This is a genomic window from Tsukamurella conjunctivitidis, assembly GCF_007858475.1.
GTDB lineage: Bacteria > Actinomycetota > Actinomycetes > Mycobacteriales > Mycobacteriaceae > Tsukamurella > Tsukamurella conjunctivitidis.
The window spans coordinates 756,709-772,942 of the sequence record NZ_VIGX01000001.1 but is presented as its reverse complement, the minus strand read 5'-3'; the positions used below and the strand labels follow the sequence as shown (position 1 = coordinate 772,942).

Sequence of the window (16,234 nt, the reverse complement as noted above, 5' to 3'; positions counted from 1 at the left end):
CTGGGGCCATGGCGCAACTGCACGCGGCACGTGACTCCGGTATCGACGATCCCTCCGCTGCGGCCAGTGAGGCGGCCGCCGCGCTGACCACCGCGACGGGCGGGGAGCCCTTCGACGTGGCGGTCGTGCTCGGCTCCGGCTGGGCGCCCGCGGCCGACGCCCTCGCGGCGCGCGGCACCGCCGTCGGGTCGATCCCGATGGCCGATCTGCCGCACTTCGCACCGCCCAGCGCCGCCGGCCACAAGGGCACCGCCTCGGCGGTCGTCGTCGGCGGCAAGCGGGTTCTGGTGCTGCTCGGCCGCACCCACGCCTACGAGGGCCACGACCTCTCCCGCGTCGTCCACCCGGTGCGCACCGCCTGCGCGGCCGGGGCGTCGACGGTGATCCTCACCAACGCGGCGGGCGGCCTGCGCGAGGGCATGTTCGTGGGCGAGCCGGTGCTGATCTCCGACCACCTCAACCTCACGGCCCGCTCGCCGCTGGTCGGCGCGCAGTTCGTGAACCTCGTCGACGCCTACTCGCCGGCGCTGCGCGCGCTGGCGCAGCAGGTCGACCCCTCGCTGAACGAGGGCGTCTACGCCGGGCTCCCCGGCCCGCACTACGAGACCCCGGCCGAGATCCGCATGCTCCGCACGCTCGGCGCCGACCTCGTCGGCATGTCCACGGTGCACGAGGCCATCGCCGCCCGCGCGGAGGACGCCGCGGTCCTCGGCATCTCCCTGGTGACCAACCTGGCCGCGGGCATCACCGGCGAGCCCCTGAACCACGAGGAGGTCCTCGAGGCGGGGCGCGCAGCGGCGGCGCGCATGGGCGGCCTGCTCGCCGACGTGATCGAGGCGATGGACGCGTGAGCGCCGAGCTCGCGGCCGAGGCCCTCGCCTGGATCGAGGGCGATCCCGACCCCGTGACCCGCGCCGAGCTGGAGGCCCTCAGTGGCCCCGAACTCGCCGAGCGCTTCGCGGCGCCGCTGTCCTTCGGCACCGCGGGGCTCCGGGGCCCGGTGCGCGGCGGACCGTCGGGCATGAACGTCGCGGTGGTGACCCGCACGACGTGGGCGCTCGGCGAGTGGCTGCAGGGCAAGTGCCTGGGCGGCGGCACCGTCGTCGTGGGGCGCGACGCGCGGCGCGGCTCCGAGGCATTCTTCGCCGCCGCGACCGAGGTGCTCACGGCCCAGGGTTTCGCCGTGGTGGCGCTGCCCGAACCCGGTCCCACGCCGTGGGTGTCGTTCGCCACCAGGGCGCTCGGCGCCGTCGCCGGCGTGCAGATCACCGCCTCGCACAATCCGCCCGCGGACAACGGTTACAAGGTCTACCTGGACGGCGGCGCCCAGTTGGTGTCCCCCGCCGACGCCGAGATCGAGAAGCTCATCGCCGGCGCGCCGGCGGCGACGGCGATCGACCGGGCGCCGGTCCCCGCCGATCCCCGCGCGACCGAGGTGGTCGCGGCGTACCTGGACCGCGTCTCCTCGCTGCGCCCGGCACCCGCCGGGGCGCTGCGGATCGCGCTGACCCCGATGCACGGCGTCGGCGGGCGGGTCGCGGTCGAAGCCCTGCGCCGCAGCGGTTTCGGGGATGTGCACGTCGTGGAGGAGCAGTTCCTCCCCGACGGGGAGTTCCCGACGGTGACCTTCCCCAACCCGGAGGAGCCGGGCGCCTCCGACCTGCTGCTCGCGCTCGCCGAGAGCGTGGACGCCGACCTGGCGATCGCGCTCGACCCCGACGCCGATCGGTGCGCGCTCGGCGCCCGGTTCCCCGACGGCTGGCGGATGCTCACGGGCGACGAATCCGGTTCATTGCTCGGCGCGCACCTGCTCGACGAGCCGCTCGCCGGACCGGCGACCACCGCCGCACCGTCGGATCCGCTGGTCGCCACCACGATCGTGAGCTCGGAGTTGCTCGGCGCCATCGCCGAGAGCCGCGGCGCCCGGTACGCGCGCACCCTGACCGGCTTCAAGAACCTCGTCCGGGCGGGCGACGGCCTCGTCTTCGCCTACGAGGAGGCCCTCGGCCTCTGCGTCGACCCGGCGACGGTGCGTGACAAGGACGGGATCTCCGCCGCAGTCGTCGCCGCCGGGTACGCCGCGGCGCTGAAAGCCCGGGGCCAGGGCCTGCCGGACGCGCTCGACGCCCTGTACCGCCGGCACGGCGTGTACCTGTCGGGTCAGTACGCGCTGCGGGTGGACGACGTCGCGCGGATCGCCGCGATCATGGAGGCGCTGCGCGACGACCCGCCCGTTGAGGTTGCAAACACCGCGGTCGGCTGTGAGGATCTTCTGACGGCACGCCCCGCGACGGACGCGCTGGTGTTCCGCGGCGACGGTGTCCGGGTCACCGTGCGGCCCTCCGGAACCGAGCCGAAGGCGAAGTTCTACCTGGAGGTGATCGAGCCCGTGACGGCCGACAGCGACACGCACGGCGCTGAGGCGCGCGCACGACAGCGGCTCACCGCGGTGACCGACACGGTGCGTAAGTGGGCGGCCTTCGGGTGACCCGCCCAGCGCGCCCGGCCGACCCCGCACGCGGTCGGGTCATCGCCGCGTCCGTGCTCGTGGGCGTGCTCATCGTGGTCGCGGCGGCCGCGGCGGCCACGGCGTACGTCAGCGGCAAGCGGCCCGCCGAGCCGGCAGCTGCGGCCGCGCCATCGCCCTCCGGTCGATCGAGTTCGTCCCCGAACGCCCCGACGTCCTCGCCGGACGGTGCCGGTACCCCCGCGCCCGCACCGTCGATCCCCGGGACGGATGCGCTGGGCTTCCTCGGCACGCAGGCGCGCTGCGCCGACGGCGACTCCGCGCGGATGATGGTGCTCACCGCCACCTCGCAGGCGGTCGTGTGCGACCGCGCGGGTGCCCTGTACTACGCCGGCTGGCGCATCGACACCGGTACCGGCACGCGCATCGAGGGCGTGTTGCCCGCGGGCCCGGGCTGGGTCGCCCGCGCCCCGGACGCGACGATCAACATCACGCCCGCCGGACTGGTGATCAGCGCTGCGAACGGCGAGTTCACCGAGCCGGCAACGGGCTTCTGGGCGGCCCCGTAGATCACCCGCCGCCCCGGATCAGGTCCAGCGGGGGCCGAACTGGCGGTCACCCGCGTCACCGAGGCCGGGCACGATGTAGGCGTTCTCGTTCAGTCCCCGGTCGACGGTGGCCGTGACGAGGCGGACGGGGTGGCCGCAGTCGGCGAGCGCCTGCACGCCCTCCGGCGCGGCGACGACGCACACCGCGGTCACGTCGGTCGCGCCGCGCTGCGCGAGCAGGCTCAGGGTCTCGACCATCGAGCCGCCGGTCGCGAGCATCGGGTCGAGGACGAAGACGGGACGTCCGGCGAGGTCGGCGGGCAGCGACTGGAAGTACGGCTCGGGGACGTGGGTCTCCTCGTTGCGTCCCATGCCGACGAAGCCCACCTGCGACTCGGGCAGCATCGCATGCGCCTGGTCGACCATGCCGAGGCCGGCACGGAGTACGGGCACCAGCAGCGGCGGCGCGGCGAGCGCGGCGCCATCGGTGTCCTCGAGCGGGGTGGTCACCGTCACGGGTGCGACGGCGGCCTCGCGCATGGCCTCGTAGACCAGCATCTGGGTGAGCTCCTTGAGCGCGGCGCGGAAGGAGGCGTTGTCGGTGGACACGGCGCGGAGCGCGGTGAGCCGGACGGCGGCCAGGGGGTGGTCGACCACGGTGATCTGCATGCGGTCAGCGTATCGGGAACCGCGCGGGGTCCTGAGGCGTCCAATCAATGAGGGGGTATTGCGATGGAACCGTTTCTGATGACGACGGGCGCGGTGACGGCGGCGGGGAGCGAACTGGGGGCTCTCGCCGCGTCGGTGGCGGGCACCGCGGGGGCGGGCGCCGTCTCGGCGGCGGCGCTGGCGCCGGTGTTCGGACTGGTCGGCGGCGACTACCTGGCCGAGCTGCTGGGCGCCGTGACCGCCGCCGACGCCGAGATGGCGCGCCTCGCCGCGTTCTACGCGTCGGCCTCCGTCGGAGCCGCGCGGACGGTGGCCGCCGCGGTCGCCACGGACGCGGGCGGCGCAGGGGCGCTGCTCGGGCTTGCGGGTGCGCCGTGAGCGGCATCGTCGCGGCCCTGGCGGCGCCACTGCGGGCCCTGCTCGACACGTTCGGCACGGGCGACCTCTCCGTCGCCGGCGTCGACCGGGCGATCCGGGCCGTCGAGGCCGAACTCGCGCGGGTCAGCGCGCAGACCGACTCCACCGCGGTCACCGTCGGGCGGGCGTGGACGGGCGCCGATGCGACGTCCGCGCAACGCACCATCGGCGACGGGGGCACCGCCGCGGGCGCGCTGTCGCAGCACACCGGCTCGATCTGCGCGTCCGTGACCACGGCCGCCGACGTCGTGAGCAAGGGCCGCACGCGGCTGCAGGCGATCCTCGACTCCTTCGTCAGCAAGGCCGAGGCCGCCGATCCGACGTTGCTCAACCCCGCCGGCCTGATCGCCGTTCTCGCACTGGCGGCCGACCACCTGCAACAGGCGCTGGATGTACTGCGGTCCATCCGTGAGGAGCTCGACGGCGAGACCGACACCGTCGCCGGACTCGCGGGGAGCACGCCGACCGCCCCGGGCACCGTCGACGGGGGCGCGGCGACCACGCCCGCCTCCACCACCGCGACCTCGTCGCCCGCCACCGCCTCCCCGACCGGAACGGGTTCGGGTTCCGGGTCGGGCTCCGCGGGCGGTGGATCCGGGTCTCCCGTCAGCGGACTCGCCTCCGCCCTCACCGGCGGCTCCCGTGGGAGTTCGACGAAGGGCTCCGGGAAGGGCTCGGCGGCGCAGACGGTCGCCGCCTCGCGCCGCTCCGGGAGGACGACCGTGTCCGCCGACGGCAAGGGCGGCTATGACGTGCGCCTGCCCGACGGCACGGTCGTGAAGGCGCCGAACGCCAAGGCGGCCGCCGCGGTGCAGGCCGCGCTCACCCAGCTCGGCGTGCCCTACGCGTGGGGCGGGACCACACCCGGCGTCGGGCTGGACTGCAGCGGTTTCACCCAGTGGGCGTACCGGCAGGCGGGGATCGAGCTGCCCCGGCTGGCCGATCAACAGACCGTGGGAGCGTCCGTGAGTTACTCCGATCTCCGGCCGGGTGACCTCGCGGTGTGGAGCGGCCACGTGGCCCTGGTCCTCGGCGACGGCCGGATGATCGAAGCGGGCGATCCCGTGCAGATCTCGGCCGTCCGCACGGACAACATCGGACAGCAGTTCCACGGCTTCTTCCGCCCGACCGGGTGAGCCCGGGGCGGTCCGATCCTCCAGCCGACGCCGACCCGGTCCGGTGCACTACGCTGGGCGCCATGGCGTCTGACATCGTCCCGATCGAACTCGGCCTCACCGACGGCCCGGTGTACACCCTGTGGGCACCGCGGTGGCGTGACGGGGAGGACGAATGGGAGGCCTTCCTGGGCCTCGACGAGGACCTGTACGGCTTCTCCTCGGTGGCCGAACTGGTCGCCTTCGCCCGCAGCGGCAAGGCGAACGACCTGGACGATCACCCCGCCTGGGAGGCGCTGACCACCCTGCCCGCGGAGGCCTTCGTCCCGCGCGACGACCGCCGCTTCGATCTGATCTCGGTGCCCGAGCTCGCCGCCGAGGAGCCCACGCCCGAGGTCATCGCCGAGCTCGAGGACACCCTCGAGATCGTCGGCCTCATCGGCGAGGTGTGCGAGCTGATCGACGTCACGAAGTTCTTCAACGGCAACCCCGTGCTCGGGACCGTGCGCATCGGCACCCGCAACTTCGAGGGCCGCGAGGGCGCCGAGATGTGGCACAAGGTGGGCCAGATCATCAGCCGCAAGTGGGACGACGTGATCGACGCGATCGAGGGCGTCGTCAGCGCCCCGAAGGTCGCCGCTGCCGCCACCGCCACGGCGGAGGAGGAGCTCGCGGCCGCCGCGGAGCGGGCCGCCGCGCTGGCCGCGGACGAGGACGACGAGGACGAGCTCGACGCCGATCTCGACGACATCGACGACGACCTGGACGAGGACGACGCGGACGCCGACGACGAGGCGGACGACGCGGGCGAGGAGGCCGCGGCGGAGGACGACGAGTACGAGGAGGACGACTCCTTCTGGGGCCAGGTCGGCATCGACCCGATCAAGATCATCACGTCCACGGGCGAGTACTACACCCTGCGCTGCTACCTCGACGACAACCCCGTCTTCCTGGGGCGCAAGGGCAAGATCTTCGTCTTCGACTCCGAAGGTGCACTCGCCCGCTACCTCGCGGACGACGACGACACCGATCTGTCGTCGGTGTCGACCTACGACGAGGTCCGGGTGGCGGCGACGGACGGCTCGCTCGAGATCGAGGTCTACGACGACAACGTCTACGTCCTGCCCGGCATCGGTGAGGACATCGCCGACGGCCCGCGGCGCATCGACCGCGACCAGCTGGACCTCGCCGTGGAGCTGCTGCTGGACTCGGCGGACTTCGCCGACGACGGCTCGGTGCGGGACGCGCTGCGCCCCACCACCCCGCTGGGCTTCTTCGTCTCCTACGCGCTCGACCCGCAGCCGCGCCGGCTGGCGCCGTCGGGCCCGTTCGACAACGAGGCCGAGGCGTGGCGCGCGCTCGAGCACGACTTCGAGGACCGCCTCACCTCCAAGTAGACGAACACCCCGCGGCGCACCGGCCGCGGGGCGCTCGCTCGGGCGTCAGCCGATCAGCACCGCGAACCCGGGCTTGATCACGTCGTCGATGATCGCGAGCCGCTCGTCGAAGGGCAGGAACGCCGACTTCATCGCGTTGATGGTGAAGCGCTGCAGATCGGTCCAGCCGTAGCCGAAGGTCTCCACCAGCCTGAGCATCTCGGCGCTCATCGTGGTGTCGCTCATCAACCGGTTATCCGTGTTCACCGTGACGCGGAAGCGCAACTGCGCCAACAGGTTGAACGGATGCTCCGCCATCGAGGCGACCGCGCCGGTCTGAATGTTGGAGCTGGGGCACAGCTCCAGCGGGATCCGGGCGTCCCGCACCCGTGCCGCGACGCGACCGAGCTGCGCGCCGGAGACGTCGGAGGAGCCCGGCTCGACGCCCGTGATGTCGTCGACGATCCGCACGCCGTGCCCCAGCCGGTCGCAGCCGCAGAACGCCAGCGCCTCGTGGATCGACGGCAATCCGAAGGCCTCGCCGGCATGAATGGTGAAGGGCGCGGAGTGATCCCGCATGTACTCGAAGGCGTCGAGGTGACGACTGGGCGGGAAACCGGCCTCCGCGCCGGCGATGTCGAAGCCGACGGCGCCGCGGTCGCGCCAGCGCACCGTGAGTTCCGCGATCTCCCGCGATCGGGCGGCGTGCCGCATGGCGGTCACCAGGCACCGGACCACGATCGGCCGGCCGGCGCTCCGCGCCGCGGACTCGCCCGAGGCGAATCCGGCGAGCACGGCCTCCATCACCTCGTCGAGCGACAGCCCGCCCTGCAGGTGCTGCTCGGGTGCGAACCGGACCTCGGCGTAGACCACCCCGTCGGCCGCCAGATCCTCGGCGCACTCGCGCGCCACCCGGGACAGGGCCTCGGGGGTCTGCATCACCCCGACGGTGTGGTCGAAGGTCTCGAGGTACTTCACGAGCGAGCCCGAATCGGCGGCATCCCGGAACCACGCGGCGAGCTCGGGCTCGGTCGAGGCGGGCAATGCGCCGTATCCGGTCTCGGCGGCCAGCTCGAGCACGGTGGCGGGCCGCAGACCGCCGTCGAGGTGGTCGTGCAGCAGCACCTTGGGCGCGCGGCGCAGGGCCTGCAGGTCGATGGGGGTCGGGCCGATGGGATTCGCCATAGGGTCAACGTACCGGCTACCGGCGCCCAGCACCGCCGGTGCGAGCGTCAGTCGCGCTACCGCTCCGTCAGATACGTGAGGATCGCGCGGACCCGGCGGTTGCCCTCCTCCGGAGGCAGGTCGAGCTTGGCGAAGATGTTCGCCACGTGCTTGGCGACCGCGGCGTCCGAGACCACCAGCGCCGCGGCGATGTCGGCGTTGCTGCGCCCCTCCGCCATGAGCGCGAGCACCTCGCCCTCGCGGGGTGTCAGCCGGTCGAGCACCGTGGGGGTGAACATCTTCGACACCACTTCGGGATCGACGACCACTCCCCCGCCGGCGACGGTGTCGAGAGCGCGGAGGAAGTCGTCGACCCGACCGACCCGCTCCTTGAGCAGATAGCCGACGCCCCCGCCCGACTCCAGCAGGCGGCGCGCGTACGCGGCCGCGACGTACTGCGACAGCACGAGCACCGGCAGGTCCGCACGGCCCGCGCGCAACTCCAGCGCCGCCCGCAGCCCGTCGTCGCCGTGCCCGGGCGGCATCCGCACGTCCGTCACCACGAGGTCGACCGCGGCGGGGTCGACGGCGCGGAGGGCGTCCGCGTCGGCGAGCAGGCCGACCACCTCGTGGCCGGCCCGCTCGACGATCCGCTGCAGCCCTTCGGCCAGCAGGACGGAATCCTCCGCGATCACTATGCGCATCGTCCCCGTGTCACCCTCAGCCCCCACGTTCCCCCTCCTCAGCTCCTGCGATCCGCGTCGGAGGCAGGTTACGACACCGCCTTCGCCCAGTAGAGCGTGGTGGGTCCGCCGGGAGGGCTCAGGATCGTGAGTGTCGCGCCGATCGCCTCGGCCCGCTCGATGAGGCCCGCGAGGCCGGTACCGCGCGCGGGGTCGGCGCCGCCGGCACCGTCGTCCATCACGGTCATGGACACCCCGAGCACGCCCGCCGCGAAGGTGATCCACACCTGCTGCGCGCCGCCGTGCTTGATCGCGTTGGTGACGGCCTCGCTGGCCGTGTAGTACATGGCCTGCTCGACGTCGGCGGACAGGCGCCGGCCGGGCTCCCACCCCTCGCCGGCCATCACGTCGACCCGGATCGCACCACCGAGCTCGGCGCACGCGGCCTCGACCCCGGCGTCGTCGAGCACCTGCGGGTGCACGCCGCGGACGGTGTCCCGTAGACCGGCCATGGCGCGCTCGAGCCGGGCCTGCGCCGAGATGACCTGGGCGCGTACCGCGTCGTCGGTCTCGGTGGACAGGCTCTGCTGCAATTCGCCGAGCTGCAAGGAGAGGCTCGCGAGATCCTGCTGCGGCCCGTCGTGCAGATTCCGCTCGATGCGGCGGCGCTCGCCCTCGAAGGAGTGCACCAGCACGCCGCGCGAGGTCTCCAGCGTGCTGACCCGGCGGCGCAGTTCCTCCTCCGTGGGACTGAGCAGCAGCCGCGCGCCCGCGGCCTGCATGACCGAGACGGCGTAGGTCACGTACAGGGCCACGGCGCAGAGCACCGCGCCGATGGCACCGAAGAAGGCCTCGCTGATGATGCCCTGCACCGGCGCACCCAGGACGTTCACGTCGTCGGAGACGAAGGGCGCCACGAGGAGCCCCGCGCCGACGATCCAGCCGAGCGCCGCGCCGGTGAAGACGATGGGCGTCAGCACGGCCAGGAGCAGCGAGTACGCCACCTCACGCCACGTGGCGCGCTCACCGAGACGTGCGCCCGCCCGCGTCGAGAGATCGCCGGCGACGGGCGGGTGGGGGTCGCCGATCACCGGCGCGCCGAGCCAGGCGACGCGACGGCGCTCGAGCTTCGCCAGCGCGAAGGACCACGCCGGCGCGAAGGGCAGCAGCACCACCATCGCGTAGAGGAAGAACACCACCCACCCGAGGACCATCGAGACGGTGAGGTACGCCAGTCCGCGCCACGGCGCGGAGGTGGTGAGGAAGCGCAGGGGCTCGCGCAGCGGCGCGGCGAGGGCGCCGGCCTCGGATTCGGGCTCGCGCAGCGCCGGGGGCGGGGTCACGGTATCGATCATGCCGTAGACGCTAGGCCCGCGGCAGCCGCGAGTCCCTGGCCCCAGCGGGAGAATCCTCGGTGGTGCCAGCACTACCCCCGTGCCGCTAGCGTGGTCGGTATGCGCATCGCCATCCTCGACGACTTCCAGGGCGTCTCGCGTGGGTTCGGGGACTTCTCCGGGCTGGACGTCACCGTCTTCACCGAGCCGCTCACCGACGTCGCCGCCCAGCTCGCCGACTTCGACGGAGTGATCGCGATGCGGGAGCGCACTCGCTTCCCCGCGGAGGTGCTGCAGTCCCTGCCGCGCCTGCGCCTGCTCGTGTCGACGGGCCGCCGCAACGCGGCGATCGACCTGGCGGCGGCGGCGACGCTGGGGATCACCGTGTGCCACACGGGATACCGTCCCGCCGCGGCCGCCGAGCACACCTGGGCACTGATCCTCGCGGCACTGCGGCACGTCCCGGAGGAGGACGCGAACATCCGCGCCGGGCGGTGGCAGAGCACCGTCGGCACTGAGCTCGACGGCGCCGTCCTGGGGCTGGTCGGCCTCGGGAACCTGGGCCGCCGGGTCGCACGGGTGGGCGCGGCGTTCGGCATGGAGACGATCGCCTGGTCCACCAACCTCGACGCGACCCGAGCGGCCGAGGCGGGAGTGACCGCGGTGCCGAAGGAGGAACTGTTCGAGCGCGCGGACGTGATGACGATCCACTACGTGCTCTCGGCGCGCTCGCGCGGCATCGTCGGCGCCGCGGACATCGCGCGGATGAAGCCCGGTGCGCTCCTGGTGAACACCTCGCGCGCGGGCGTGCTGGACACCCCGGCCGCCGCGGACGCCGCCCGCCGCGGTGACATCCGCCTGGCCCTCGACGTCTTCGACACCGAGCCACTGCCCGCCGGCGACCCGCTGCGGGACCTGCCGAATTCGGTGCTCACCGGCCACATCGGGTACGTCACCGAGCAGCAGTACCGGACCTTCTACGCCGACGCGGCCGAGGACGTCCGCGCCTACCTCGCGGGCGCCCCCGTCCGTGTCATGAAGCCTTAGACCGTCACTCGGTCGAGCACCAGCGAGCCGCGCGGCGCGGCGGATTCGCCGATGACCGCGGCCCCCTCGAGCGCGGCGACGGCACCGTCGAACTTCTCCGGGGTATCGGTGTGCAGCGTGAACAGCGGCTCGCCCGCCGTCACGGAGTCGCCGACGGTCGCGTGCCAGGTGACGCCGGCACCGGCCTGCACCGGCTCGCCCTGCCGCTCACGGCCGGCACCGAGGCGCCAGGCGGCGATGCCGACACCCATCGCGTCGAGCTCGGTGAGCACGCCGGAGGCGGGCGCCGCGACGGTGCGGGTGTGCTGTGCGACGGGCAGCGGCGCATCGGGGTCGCCGCCCTGGGCCGCGATCATCGCCTTCCAACTGTCCATCGCGCGGCCGTTGGCCAGGTGCTCGGCAGGGTCCGCGTCGACCCCCGCGAGGGCGAGCATCTCCCGGGCGAGCGCGAGCGTCAGCTCCACCACGTCCGACGGTCCGCCGCCTGCCAGGACCTCGAGCGACTCGGCGACCTCGAGGCCGTTGCCGGCGGTGCGGCCGAGCGGGGTCGACATGTCGGTGAGCAGCGCGACGGTATCGACTCCCGAGTCGTGGCCGAGCGCGACCATGGTCTCGGCGAGCTCGCGCGCCTGCTCGGCGGTCTTCATGAAGGCGCCCTTCCCGACCTTGACGTCGAGCACGAGCGACGCGGTGCCCTCGGCGATCTTCTTGCTCATGATCGAGCTGGCGATCAGCGGGATGGCCTCGACGGTGCTGGTCACATCGCGCAGCGCGTAGAGCTTCTTGTCGGCGGGGGCCAGCCCGGAGCCGGCGGCGCAGATCACGCCGCCGACCTTCTCGAGCTGGTCGAACATCTGCTCGTTGGTCAGGTCGGCCCGCCAGCCGGGGATGGCCTCCAGCTTGTCGAGGGTGCCGCCGGTGTGGCCGAGGCCACGGCCGGAGAGCTGCGGCACCGCGACGCCGTAGGACGCGACGAGCGGGGTCAGCGGCAGGGTGATCTTGTCGCCCACGCCGCCGGTGGAGTGCTTGTCGGTGGTGGCGAGGGCGCGGCCGTCGCGGCGGAGCCCCGAGAAGTCCATCCGCTCGCCGCTGGCGATCATGGCAGCGGTCCAACGGGCGATCTCGCGGCGGTCCATCCCGTTGAGGAAGATCGCCATGGCCAGCGCGGACATCTGGTAGTCGGCGACCTCGCCGTTGGTGAACCTGTCGATCACCCAGTCGATCTGGCCGTCGGACAGGGCTTTTCCGTCGCGCTTGGTGGCGATGACGGAGACGGCGTCGAAGACGTCGGTCATGCGGTCTACCTCTTCTCGTCGTGGGTGACCTCGTCGAGGTCCGTAATCATCTGACCTCGTCGAGGTCGTCGGGCCCGAAGGCGTCGGGCAGGAGCCGGCTCAGCGGCATCGGACCGGACCGGTGGTCGATCAGGAGCTCGCCGCCGCCGTGCTCGTGGAGCAGTTGCCGGCAGCGTCCGCACGGCAGCAGGACGTCGCCGTTGGCGTTCGTGCACGTGAACGCGAGGAGGCGTCCGCCGCCCGTGGAATGGAGGGCGCTCACGAGTCCGCATTCGGCACAGAGGGTCAGGCCGTATGAGACATTCTCCACATTGCAACCGGACACCACACGACCATCGTCGGTGAGTGCGGCCGCCCCTACGGGGTACTTCGAATAGGGCGCGTAGGCGTGCCCCATGGCGTCGACGGCGGTGCGCCGCAATGCCTCCCAGTCGATGTCGGGCACAGCCGATCACTCCTTTCCGGAGGCTTGTTGATTCCGGGTCAATTTCGGTCAGGCAAACCTAACTAAATCTGTTCGGCCCCAATGGATCGGGACCGTGGTTTCGATTCCACATTCCGGTGGGTTTAAGGTCAAGGCGTGGGTTCAGGTATACGTCGCGATCGACGCCGGCGCGAGGGCTCAGCCTTCCCGTCGACCGAGTTCCGGCCGTATCCAAGAAACGATGTCGAAGGCAGGACTCGATGAGCAGTAGTACCGAGGTGGCGGCCGCCGAGGAGCCGCGCCGCGTCTCCCTCTACAAGGGCGATCCGGGCATGTTGAACTGGGTGCTGCACCGCATCAGCGGCGTCACCATCTTCTTCTTCCTGTTCGTCCACGTCCTCGACACCGCGGTGATCCGCATCGATCCCGAGGCGTACGACGCGATCATCAAGACGTACAAGACGCCGATCATCGGCCTGCTCGAGATCGGCCTCGTGATGGCCATCCTGTTCCACGCCCTCAACGGCGTCCGCGTGATCCTCGTGGACTTCTGGAGCAAGGGCGTGCAGTACCAGAAGGCGATGTCGATCGCGGTCTGGGCGGTCTTCCTCATCACCGGCGCGGGCATGGCAGCGCGTCTCCTCTACATCATGATCTCGCACGCCTAGGGGGACGAAGAGATATGACTACCGCGAACGAACCCAAGCTCGCCAAGACGCTGCTCAAGCAGTACGACCGCCCCGCGTCGCTCGACAACCCGCGCTCGCCGCACCGTCCGGCGTCCGGCAACTTCGAGAAGTACGCGTGGCTGTTCATGCGCTTCTCCGGCATCGCGCTCCTCGTGCTCGTCTTCGGGCACGTCTTCATCATGCTCGCGCTGGACAGCCAGGGCGTGCACCGGATCAGCGCCGCCTTCGTCGCGCAGCGCTGGGCCAGCCCCTTCTGGCAGATCTGGGACATCACGATGCTGTGGCTCGCGCAGCTGCACGGCGGCAACGGCCTGCGCGTGATCATCGACGACTACGCCCGCAAGGACCGCACGCGGTTCTGGCTCAAGACCCTGCTCGTGCTGTCGATGATCCTCGTGGTCGGCCTCGGCTCGTACGCGCTCCTCTCGTTCGAACCGGCCTCCGTGCCCACCGCCCAGTAACGGCCAGGAAGGACTCACCCGCATCATGCAGGAACATCGTTACGACGTGGTGATCATCGGCGCCGGCGGCGCCGGAATGCGCGCGGCCATCGAGGCCGGGCCGCGCGCCCGCACCGCGGTGCTCACCAAGCTCTACCCCACGCGTTCGCACACCGGCGCGGCACAGGGCGGCATGTGCGCCTCCCTCGCCAACGTCGAGGAGGACAACTGGGAGTGGCACACCTTCGACACGGTCAAGGGCGGCGACTACATCGTCGACCAGGACGCCGCGGAGATCATGGCCAAGGAGGCCATCGACGCCGTTCTCGACCTGGAAAAGATGGGCCTGCCCTTCAACCGCACCCCGGAGGGCAAGATCGACCAGCGCCGCTTCGGCGGCCACACCCGTGACCACGGCAAGGCGCCCGTGCGCCGCGCCTGCTACGCCGCGGACCGCACCGGCCACATGATCCTGCAGACGCTGTACCAGAACTGCGTCAAGCACGACGTGGAGTTCTTCAACGAGTTCTACGTCCTCGACATCGCGCTGACCGAGACCGAGGACGGTCCCGTCGCGACCGGTGCCGTCGCCTACGAGCTGGCCACCGGCGAACTGCACGTCTTCCACGCCAAGGCCATCATCTTCGCCACCGGCGGGTCGGGCCGGATGTACAAGACCACCTCCAACGCCCACACCCTCACCGGTGACGGCATGGGCATCGTCTTCCGCAAGGGCCTGCCCCTGGAGGACATGGAGTTCCACCAGTTCCACCCGACGGGCCTCGCGGGCCTGGGCATCCTCATCACCGAGGGCGTCCGCGGCGAGGGCGGCATCCTCCGCAACGTCGACGGCGAGCGCTTCATGGAGCGCTACGCCCCCACCATCAAGGACCTCGCGCCCCGCGACATCGTCGCCCGCTCGATGGTGCTCGAGGTGCTCGAGGGCCGCGGCGCCGGCCCGAACAAGGACTACGTCCTCCTGGATGTCACGCACATCCCCGAGGAGACGCTGATGGCCAAGCTGCCGGACATCATGGAGTTCTCGCGCACGTACCTCGGCGTCGACCCCGTCACCGAGCTCGTGCCCGTGTACCCGACGTGCCACTACGTCATGGGCGGCATCCCCACCAACATCCACGGCGAGGTGCTGCGCGACAACGAGCACGTCGTCCCCGGCCTGTACGCCGCGGGCGAGTGCGCCTGCGTGTCGGTGCACGGCGCCAACCGCCTGGGCACCAACTCCCTGCTGGACATCAACGTCTTCGGCCGCCGCTCCGGCATCGCCGCCGCGGAGTACGCCAAGACGCACGACTTCGTGCCGCTGCCGGAGAACCCGGCGGAGATGGTGGAGAACTGGGTCGCCGCGATGCTCAGCGATCACGGCAACGAGAACGTGATGGCCATCCGCACCGAGCTGCAGCAGACGATGGACAACAACGCCGCCGTCTTCCGCACCGAGAAGACCCTCACCCAGGCTCTCGATGACGTCCGCGCCCTCAAGAAGCGGTACGAGCACGTCACCGTCACCGACAAGGGCAAGCGCTTCAACAGCGACCTGCTCGAGGCGATCGAGCTCGGCTTCCTGCTCGAGCTGGCCGAGGTCACCGTCGTCGGCGCCCTCAACCGCAAGGAGACCCGCGGCGGCCACGCCCGCGAGGACTACCCGAACCGGGACGACGAGAACTTCATGGTGCACACCATGGCGTACAAGGAGGGCGAGGGCCTGGAGTCCGGGATCCGTCTCGACACCAAGCCCGTCGTGCAGACCCGCTACGAGCCGATGGAGCGTAAGTACTGATGACCGCCGCAGTTGACACCCCCGCGTCCGTGCAGCCGCCGGTTCCCCCCGGCTCCACGATGGTCACGATCAAGGTCTACCGGTTCAACCCGGAGGACCCCGACGCGGCCGGTTGGCAGAGCTACCGCGTCCCCGCACTCCCCTCGGACCGGTTCCTGAACCTGCTCCTGTACATCAAGGGCTACCTCGACGGCACGCTGACCTTCCGTCGCTCGTGCGCCCACGGCGTGTGCGGCTCGGACGCCATGCGCATCAACGGCGTCAACCGCCTCGCCTGCAAGATGCTGATGAAGGACTTCCTGCAGGAGGGCAAGGACATCACCATCACCGTCGAGCCGATCCGCGGCCTGCCCGTGGAGAAGGACCTCGTGGTGGACATGGAGCCCTTCTTCGACGCCTTCCGCGCCGTGAAGCCCTTCCTGATGACCTCCGGCAACGAGCCGACCCGCGAGCGCATCCAGTCCCCCACGGACCGTGAGCGCTTCGACGACACCACCAAGTGCATCCTCTGCGCCTGCTGCACCACCAGCTGCCCGGTGTACTGGATGGACGGCTCGTACTTCGGCCCCGCGGCCATCGTGAACGCGCACCGCTTCATCTTCGACAGCCGCGACGAGGGTGCCGCCGAGCGCCTTGAGATCCTCAACGGCGTCGACGGTGTGTGGCGCTGCCGCACCACCTTCAACTGCACCGACGCGTGCCCCCGCGGCATCCAGGTGACGAAGGCCATCCAGGAGGTCAAGCGCGCCCTCCTGTTCAGCCGCTAGA

General features: G+C 71.5%; 17 protein-coding genes. 11 read left to right on the top strand and 6 right to left on the bottom strand.

Annotated elements, in window-relative coordinates:
• Positions 1-8: 8 nt before the first annotated feature.
• Genes FK530_RS03700 through FK530_RS03690 form a run of 3 tightly spaced genes read left to right on the top strand, consistent with a single transcriptional unit; the run spans position 9 to position 3,036 of the window.
• Positions 9-851 (top strand): purine-nucleoside phosphorylase, encoded by an 843-nt coding sequence (locus FK530_RS03700; RefSeq protein ID WP_191834199.1) that lies wholly within the window; start codon positions 9-11, stop codon positions 849-851.
• Entirely contained in the window at positions 848-2,488 is a 1,641-nt protein-coding gene (locus tag FK530_RS03695; RefSeq protein WP_146485571.1) for a phospho-sugar mutase, read from the top strand. The genes FK530_RS03700 and FK530_RS03695 overlap by 4 nt, the downstream gene beginning before the upstream one ends.
• Positions 2,485-3,036: a hypothetical protein gene (locus FK530_RS03690; RefSeq protein WP_146485570.1), complete on the top strand. Its 552-nt coding sequence runs from the start codon at positions 2,485-2,487 to the stop codon at positions 3,034-3,036. Before FK530_RS03695 ends, FK530_RS03690 begins: the two co-directional genes overlap by 4 nt.
• Before the next feature lie 18 nt (positions 3,037-3,054).
• On the opposite strand, the gene upp is transcribed toward FK530_RS03690, so the two are convergent.
• The gene (gene upp / locus FK530_RS03685; RefSeq protein ID WP_146485569.1) at positions 3,055-3,684 is read right to left on the bottom strand and encodes a uracil phosphoribosyltransferase; all 630 of its coding nucleotides are present in this window, start codon (positions 3,682-3,684) and stop codon (positions 3,055-3,057) included.
• A 63-nt stretch (positions 3,685-3,747) separates the two neighbouring features.
• Between upp and FK530_RS03680 the strand changes: the two genes are divergently transcribed.
• The 3 genes from FK530_RS03680 (at position 3,748) to FK530_RS03670 (ending at position 6,613) form a co-directional block, all read left to right on the top strand.
• Complete coding sequence (locus tag FK530_RS03680; RefSeq protein ID WP_146485568.1) at positions 3,748-4,062, top strand: hypothetical protein; 315 nt, start codon at positions 3,748-3,750, stop codon at positions 4,060-4,062.
• Positions 4,059-5,237: a C40 family peptidase gene (locus tag FK530_RS03675; protein ID WP_146485567.1), complete on the top strand. Its 1,179-nt coding sequence runs from the start codon at positions 4,059-4,061 to the stop codon at positions 5,235-5,237. The genes FK530_RS03680 and FK530_RS03675 overlap by 4 nt, the downstream gene beginning before the upstream one ends.
• 62 nt (positions 5,238-5,299) lie before the next feature.
• The gene (locus tag FK530_RS03670) at positions 5,300-6,613 is read left to right on the top strand and encodes a SatS C-terminal domain-containing protein (RefSeq protein WP_146485566.1); all 1,314 of its coding nucleotides are present in this window, start codon (positions 5,300-5,302) and stop codon (positions 6,611-6,613) included.
• A 45-nt stretch (positions 6,614-6,658) separates the two neighbouring features.
• Here FK530_RS03670 and FK530_RS03665 read toward each other — a convergent pair whose 3' ends face one another.
• The 3 genes from FK530_RS03665 to FK530_RS03655 form a co-directional block, all read right to left on the bottom strand.
• Positions 6,659-7,777 (bottom strand): adenosine deaminase, encoded by a 1,119-nt coding sequence (locus tag FK530_RS03665; RefSeq protein ID WP_146485565.1) that lies wholly within the window; start codon positions 7,775-7,777, stop codon positions 6,659-6,661.
• 56 nt (positions 7,778-7,833) lie between these two features.
• Positions 7,834-8,460, bottom strand: coding sequence for a response regulator (locus tag FK530_RS03660; protein ID WP_146485654.1), 627 nt, complete (start codon positions 8,458-8,460; stop codon positions 7,834-7,836).
• A 68-nt stretch (positions 8,461-8,528) separates the two neighbouring features.
• Entirely contained in the window at positions 8,529-9,794 is a 1,266-nt protein-coding gene (locus FK530_RS03655; protein ID WP_146485564.1) for a sensor histidine kinase, read from the bottom strand.
• Between the two features lie 99 nt (positions 9,795-9,893).
• On the opposite strand from FK530_RS03655, the gene FK530_RS03650 reads away from it, so the two are divergent.
• Positions 9,894-10,820 carry a D-2-hydroxyacid dehydrogenase family protein gene (locus FK530_RS03650; RefSeq protein WP_146485563.1) on the top strand — a complete coding sequence of 309 codons (927 nt, stop codon included), beginning with the start codon at positions 9,894-9,896 and terminating at the stop codon, positions 10,818-10,820.
• On the opposite strand, the gene FK530_RS03645 is transcribed toward FK530_RS03650, so the two are convergent.
• On the bottom strand, positions 10,817-12,115 hold the full coding sequence (locus FK530_RS03645; protein ID WP_146485562.1) for a thymidine phosphorylase: 1,299 nt from the start codon (positions 12,113-12,115) through the stop codon (positions 10,817-10,819). The genes FK530_RS03650 and FK530_RS03645 overlap by 4 nt on opposite strands.
• 46 nt (positions 12,116-12,161) lie before the next feature.
• Positions 12,162-12,560 (bottom strand): cytidine deaminase, encoded by a 399-nt coding sequence (locus FK530_RS03640; RefSeq protein ID WP_146485561.1) that lies wholly within the window; start codon positions 12,558-12,560, stop codon positions 12,162-12,164.
• A gap of 239 nt (positions 12,561-12,799) precedes the next feature.
• Here FK530_RS03640 and sdhC point away from each other — a divergent pair, with 239 nt between their 5' ends.
• Genes sdhC through FK530_RS03620 form a run of 4 tightly spaced genes read left to right on the top strand, consistent with a single transcriptional unit; the run spans position 12,800 to position 16,233 of the window.
• Positions 12,800-13,207 (top strand): succinate dehydrogenase, cytochrome b556 subunit, encoded by a 408-nt coding sequence (gene sdhC / locus FK530_RS03635; protein ID WP_146485560.1) that lies wholly within the window; start codon positions 12,800-12,802, stop codon positions 13,205-13,207.
• 14 nt (positions 13,208-13,221) lie between these two features.
• Positions 13,222-13,689 (top strand): succinate dehydrogenase hydrophobic membrane anchor subunit, encoded by a 468-nt coding sequence (locus tag FK530_RS03630; RefSeq protein ID WP_068522412.1) that lies wholly within the window; start codon positions 13,222-13,224, stop codon positions 13,687-13,689.
• Positions 13,690-13,714: 25 nt separating this feature from the next.
• Positions 13,715-15,466 carry a succinate dehydrogenase flavoprotein subunit gene (gene sdhA / locus FK530_RS03625; protein WP_146485559.1) on the top strand — a complete coding sequence of 584 codons (1,752 nt, stop codon included), beginning with the start codon at positions 13,715-13,717 and terminating at the stop codon, positions 15,464-15,466.
• Positions 15,466-16,233: a succinate dehydrogenase iron-sulfur subunit gene (locus tag FK530_RS03620; RefSeq protein WP_068528814.1), complete on the top strand. Its 768-nt coding sequence runs from the start codon at positions 15,466-15,468 to the stop codon at positions 16,231-16,233. The genes sdhA and FK530_RS03620 overlap by 1 nt, the downstream gene beginning before the upstream one ends.
• Position 16,234: the final 1 nt, after the last annotated feature.